Below are 4,606 nucleotides of genomic sequence, written 5' to 3'. Positions count from 1 at the left end.
CCAGATTTCGCTGGGCAAGCAATACGCGGGCCGCCAGGTGCTGGTGGAAGAGTACGAGCCCGGCGTCTGGCTGGTGCGCACGGCCACGGTCGTTCCCGACAACGAGCGCTGGCTGCACGCGCCTCAAACAGCGGCCGATCTGCAAACGGCCATGACCTGGTCCGTAGCCCATGTCGCATCGGATGCCGATACCGAAGACACCCTCAAGCGCCTGGGCCATGGCGAACAGTGAAGCCAAGGTCAGGCTCGACCTCAACAACCCGGTGTTTCAGGACAACCTGCTCACGCTGCAAAAGCCGGAGCGCCAAGCAGCCCTGGATACGCTCCACAAAATTCGCCAGCTGACCTGGAACCAGTTGTACCGAGACCAGGGCCTGAAGTGGGAGAAGATCACCAGCGTCAGACCACCCCAGGGCATCGATGCGATCTACTCCCTGCGCATCACCCAGGCACGCCGGGCGACTGCGTACCGTGACGGGGATTTCATCCGACTGCTCACCATCGCGCCGGATCACGATGCTACCTATGGCAAGAAGTGAACAAGCAGCGGTGTTGCCATCACCAACGGCACCGGGTTGAGTCACCCCACCACGACCACTTCCACCGCCTCCCGCAGCCGCTCCCGGCTCAGCTTGCTCACCCCACCAGCAGCACATTCATCCCGGCCATCCCCACCTCCGGCATGCCAACGACAGTGATCACGACCTCTTCCTCTTCCGGCTTGCCCAAGTGGAGATAGGCGCCGTCCCCTAGCGGCAGCCAGCCGATGGATTCGGCTTCGATGGCGGCAAGTTCGGCCATCTCCGCCTGCAGGTCAAGAACCAACTCGCTCACCCCGGCAAGACCTTCCCCGCCAGCGCCCTCAGCGCCGCCTCATCCATCGGTCCCTTGCACGCCACTACCCACAGATCCAGCCCGCGCAGCCTACGCTTGCCTGCTGAGGTGGCAAACCCCGCCGCATGCAGCACCTGCGTCAGCGTCTTCAACGTAAATCCGGTCTTGTGCGCCATGTAGTGATGACCACCGGCAAGCGCCTCACCATGGCCATAAAGAATATCCAGCGGCGTGATCGGGCCAGCCTGTGAGATGTAGGCGGCGTCATTCAGCTTATCCTCGGCCACCATCTGGCATACCGCCTGGAGGTCCGGGCAGGTGACCACCAGGAAGCCTTCAGGCTTCAGTACCCGGAGCAGCCCGCCGGTGAAGGGGAAAGGATCGAGCGCGATGTCGAGGTCGGCGTATTCCTTCAGGAGCTCGGCATGGAAACTCGGGCCGCGTAGTTCGATGCGATCCGAGGCGATTCCACGGTCAACGAAGGCTTGGGTGACATTTTGCCGGAAGACCGCATCGTTGAAGGTGCGCCATTTCAGGATCAGGCGAGCGTTGGGCACCGCTTGCAGCACCCGCGCCCACGCATCGAACACGCCCGCGTTGAACTTGGCGGTGTTGTTAAAGCAGCAGAAGGTGATGAAGTCATTCCGCGCGAAAGCGGGTGCAGCGACCTCGGTAGGTGCCCACGGCACCGGCTGGTAGCAGAAGCGGCCGGAGGGCAGGCGCAGGATGGGTTCGACGAACTGCGCTTCGGTACCGGGTGGGGCGTGCCAATCATCGAGCAGCACGGCATCGAGGTAAGGCAAGCCCGTCGTGGCGAAGTAACCGAGCCAACTGACCATCACCGGCGCAGGACGATGGGCAAACGCCGTCAAGCGGGAACCAGCGGTATGGCCGGAAAGGTCGATCAGCACGTCGATGCCATCGGCGCGGATCTGATCAGCCAGCGCCGCATCGTCGAACGAGGCTACATCGCGGAAGGTGCTGGCTGCGCGGATTTCGTTGCTGACCCAGTCCTGCACCTGCCCGGCGCTGTAGGCAAGGACCTGCACTCGGGCCGAGTCGTGCGTCTTGAGCACATCCTTCGCGAACAGCCCGACGGTGTGTTGGCAGAGATCGGCCGACACGTAGCCGATGCGCAGCGGACGTCCCTGCAGCGGCTGCAGAGCAGGGCGCGGGCGAATACCGCCTGCGCGTACGATGGCCCATGCGCCCCACGCTTGGGCCTGCACGAGCCGTTCGGCATCCGGCACCTCGGGATCGTATTCCAGGCTGGTCAGCGCATTGCGGCGGATGACCGGGTGGTCGGGCAACTGGCGCAGCAGGTCGGTGTAAAGGCGACGGGCTTCGGCATGCTCGCCAGCATCGCGGGCGAGGTTGGCCAGATTCACCTGGGCGCGCAGGTCAGTCGGGGCGAGGGTTTGCGCCTTTTCGTAGCAGGTGCGGGCATCGGTGAGGAAGCCGTAGCCGAAGAGCAGGGCGCCGATGTCGAGTTGGGTCGGCAGCTCGTCGGGGCAATCAGCGGCGAGCTGCTGGCACAGTCCCTGAAACTCGGCGAACCGCCCGGATTCGGCATGTCGACGGGCCAGGCTCAGGATGTCAGGCGTGGAGGTCACGAGTTTGAACCGTCAAGCCACCCGGCGCTCGAACGCCCCCCTGGCCGCCGCCATTCCCCGCAAGTACTTCACCTGCCGGGCCGCGCAGAGCTCGGTCAGATGCGAGGGTGCCCCCACGGCGCTGCCGAAGCGCCGCATCAGCTGGGTGGCACAGTCGATGAAACGTTCGGGTTCGATATTGAGCCGCTCGAGCAGACGCGGGGTGTGTGTGGCGATTGCGCCGCGCTTGTCCTTGCGCACGCAGCGGCCGGTGGTTTCGACCAGGTCCAGGTAGTCGTCGAAAGCGAAGGGAATCGCGGCCTTGAGCCGGGCGGTGGCGTCGAAGGGCATCAGGGGCTGCAGCGGCAATTCAGCCAGATGCGCTTCGCACTTCAGGGCCAGCAGCGGGGTGGCCGGGGCAGGGGAAGGTTCGGGCTGCCGGGCGGGTTCGAGCTCAGCGGGGGCGGGCTGGGCGTCGGCCAGGCGTTCGGCCACCGACGTATAGTCGGAATCCTCCGGTGTGTCGGCCATCTGCGCACGGATCGGGTTGAGGTCGACATACACCATCGCCGCGAGGATGGCCTGTTCGTCGAGCAGGGCCTGGCTCTTGAAGCGTCCCTCCCAGAAGCGGCCGGTCACGCCATCTTCGGCATTGGCCTTGCGGGCGATGGTCTCGTTCAACACCCGCATGAACCACGACAGATCGGCGAGCCGCGCGCGGTATTTTTCGGCCCATTCATCGACCGCCCGCTGGCTGGCGGCATCCAGCTCGTCGCCCCGGCCGGCCAGCACGCGCTGCACCAGCACCGGACCGTCGAAGAGCTGCGTCCAGCGGCGCAGCACCTCCTCGTTGCTCCAGCCCCTTGCCCGCTCAGCATCCACGCGCAACACCAGATGGTAATGGTTACTCATCACCGCGTAAGCCGCCACGTCGATGGCGAACACCCCGGCCAACTGCTTCACCCGGTCGACAATCCAGGCGCGGCGATGGTCATGGTTTTTGCCAGTCAGCGCATCATCGCCACAAAGAAAAGCCCGCCGTACGCAGCGGCAGACCACGTGATACCACGGCGTATCGGAGAGGGAAACGAGGGCGGAACGGGCGCGGGTCATGGGGCGTCAACCTTGTCCAGCGGAACCGAACGGTCATAGAGAGTCTCGGGCGCGATATCGATATCACCTGGCCAACACACGGTATCAAAGGCAACAAAAGCCTGCCTGAACTTGGCAGGGTCTTTCAGGCGGGTAAATACGCCACGCTCCAGATAGGGCTTCGCATCGAATATCCGGTGAGCGCCATCATCGAACCAGAGCTCCAAGCTGAAATCTTCTTTGGGGACAACGCGAGTAACGGATTCCATGACACCACCTCAGCGCAAAGGATCAATCGGGAAAAGAGACTGACCATTGATGGCCAGTTCCCAGTCCGCCAGCAGATCTTCGCGTCGGATTTCAATCCACGCCTGTACCAGCTTTGCCTTGGATGGTGGAATTTCGCCGCTCAGCAGCGTCCCATCGAGAATGGAAAAAGACGCATCCTGCCCTTGGTATTTCGCATGGATGTGCGGAAGGTTGTGCCGCTCATTGTCGAAAAAATAGAGACTGATGATGATGCCGTAGAACATGCTGATGGTTGGCATAGCGCTCTCTGAAGGGTTGCCGAAAACAGGGGAAATTGTATCGCACAACCGGTGTTACGTTAAACAAAGTGGGTGTCCTTTTGTTTTACACTTCCTTCACGCCCATCGGCACGATGCCGTCGGCGGTGACCAGGCCTCGGCGTTTCATCTCTTCGTGCCGGTACGGATCACGGCGGTTGGGGATCAAGGCGTACTGAGCCTTGAGCAATTGTGACTGCGCCTCAACCGACAGATTGCCGTCGGCCTCATAGCGACGTTTGAAGGCCTCGCGGTGCTTGGGCAGGACACTGCCGAAGTTGTCCAGGCAGTCGGTGACGCCGGGGATGAAGTGCTTGACCAGTGCCCAGTGGCCCATGCGGTAGACGCCAGCCCGGAAGACCACCTCGTCGTGGAGCTTCTCCTGGTCGGGTGCCTGCTGCCGGTAGGCGGGGATAAACACCTCCAGCGCATCGGCGAGTTTCGGGGCGCCGTCGTCAAAGGCCAGCAGCGAACGCCAGTTGGCGGCCAGTTGGACCAGGCGCTGATGCTCTCTGTCGGAGA

The 4,606-nt window shown here is 63.1% G+C and carries 8 protein-coding genes; 2 read left to right on the top strand and 6 right to left on the bottom strand.

Going from position 1 to position 4,606, the window contains the following annotated elements; genetic code table 11:
• Nucleotides 1–232: hypothetical protein (locus PHD22_RS16405; protein WP_299869364.1), on the top strand; the 232-nt coding region annotated here is incomplete at its 5' end.
• Complete coding sequence (locus PHD22_RS16400; protein WP_299869361.1) at nucleotides 219–539, top strand: hypothetical protein; 321 nt, start codon at nucleotides 219–221, stop codon at nucleotides 537–539. The genes PHD22_RS16405 and PHD22_RS16400, both read left to right, overlap by 14 nt.
• A 97-nt stretch (nucleotides 540–636) precedes the next feature.
• On the opposite strand, the gene PHD22_RS16395 is transcribed toward PHD22_RS16400, so the two are convergent.
• From PHD22_RS16395 to PHD22_RS16370, 6 genes are all read right to left on the bottom strand, one after another.
• Nucleotides 637–834: a hypothetical protein gene (locus PHD22_RS16395; RefSeq protein WP_299869358.1), complete on the bottom strand. Its 198-nt coding sequence runs from the start codon at nucleotides 832–834 to the stop codon at nucleotides 637–639.
• Nucleotides 831–2,447 carry a hypothetical protein gene (locus PHD22_RS16390; protein WP_299869355.1) on the bottom strand — a complete coding sequence of 539 codons (1,617 nt, stop codon included), beginning with the start codon at nucleotides 2,445–2,447 and terminating at the stop codon, nucleotides 831–833. The genes PHD22_RS16395 and PHD22_RS16390 overlap by 4 nt, the downstream gene beginning before the upstream one ends.
• A 12-nt stretch (nucleotides 2,448–2,459) precedes the next feature.
• Nucleotides 2,460–3,539, bottom strand: a complete 1,080-nt coding sequence (locus PHD22_RS16385; RefSeq protein WP_299869352.1) for a transposase — start codon at nucleotides 3,537–3,539, stop codon at nucleotides 2,460–2,462.
• Nucleotides 3,536–3,787 (bottom strand): DUF2442 domain-containing protein, encoded by a 252-nt coding sequence (locus tag PHD22_RS16380; protein ID WP_299869350.1) that lies wholly within the window; start codon nucleotides 3,785–3,787, stop codon nucleotides 3,536–3,538. The genes PHD22_RS16385 and PHD22_RS16380 overlap by 4 nt, the downstream gene beginning before the upstream one ends.
• 9 nt (nucleotides 3,788–3,796) lie before the next feature.
• Nucleotides 3,797–4,066, bottom strand: a complete 270-nt coding sequence (locus PHD22_RS16375; RefSeq protein ID WP_299869348.1) for a DUF4160 domain-containing protein — start codon at nucleotides 4,064–4,066, stop codon at nucleotides 3,797–3,799.
• An 85-nt stretch (nucleotides 4,067–4,151) separates the two neighbouring features.
• Nucleotides 4,152–4,606, bottom strand: a 455-nt coding sequence (locus PHD22_RS16370) for a hypothetical protein (protein ID WP_299869345.1), incomplete at its 5' end; no start/stop codon positions are given.

Source organism: Zoogloea sp. (assembly GCF_028693495.1).
GTDB lineage: Bacteria > Pseudomonadota > Gammaproteobacteria > Burkholderiales > Rhodocyclaceae > Zoogloea.
The sequence above is the reverse complement of the archived record's forward strand: the minus strand, read 5'-3'. Positions and strand labels throughout refer to the sequence as shown.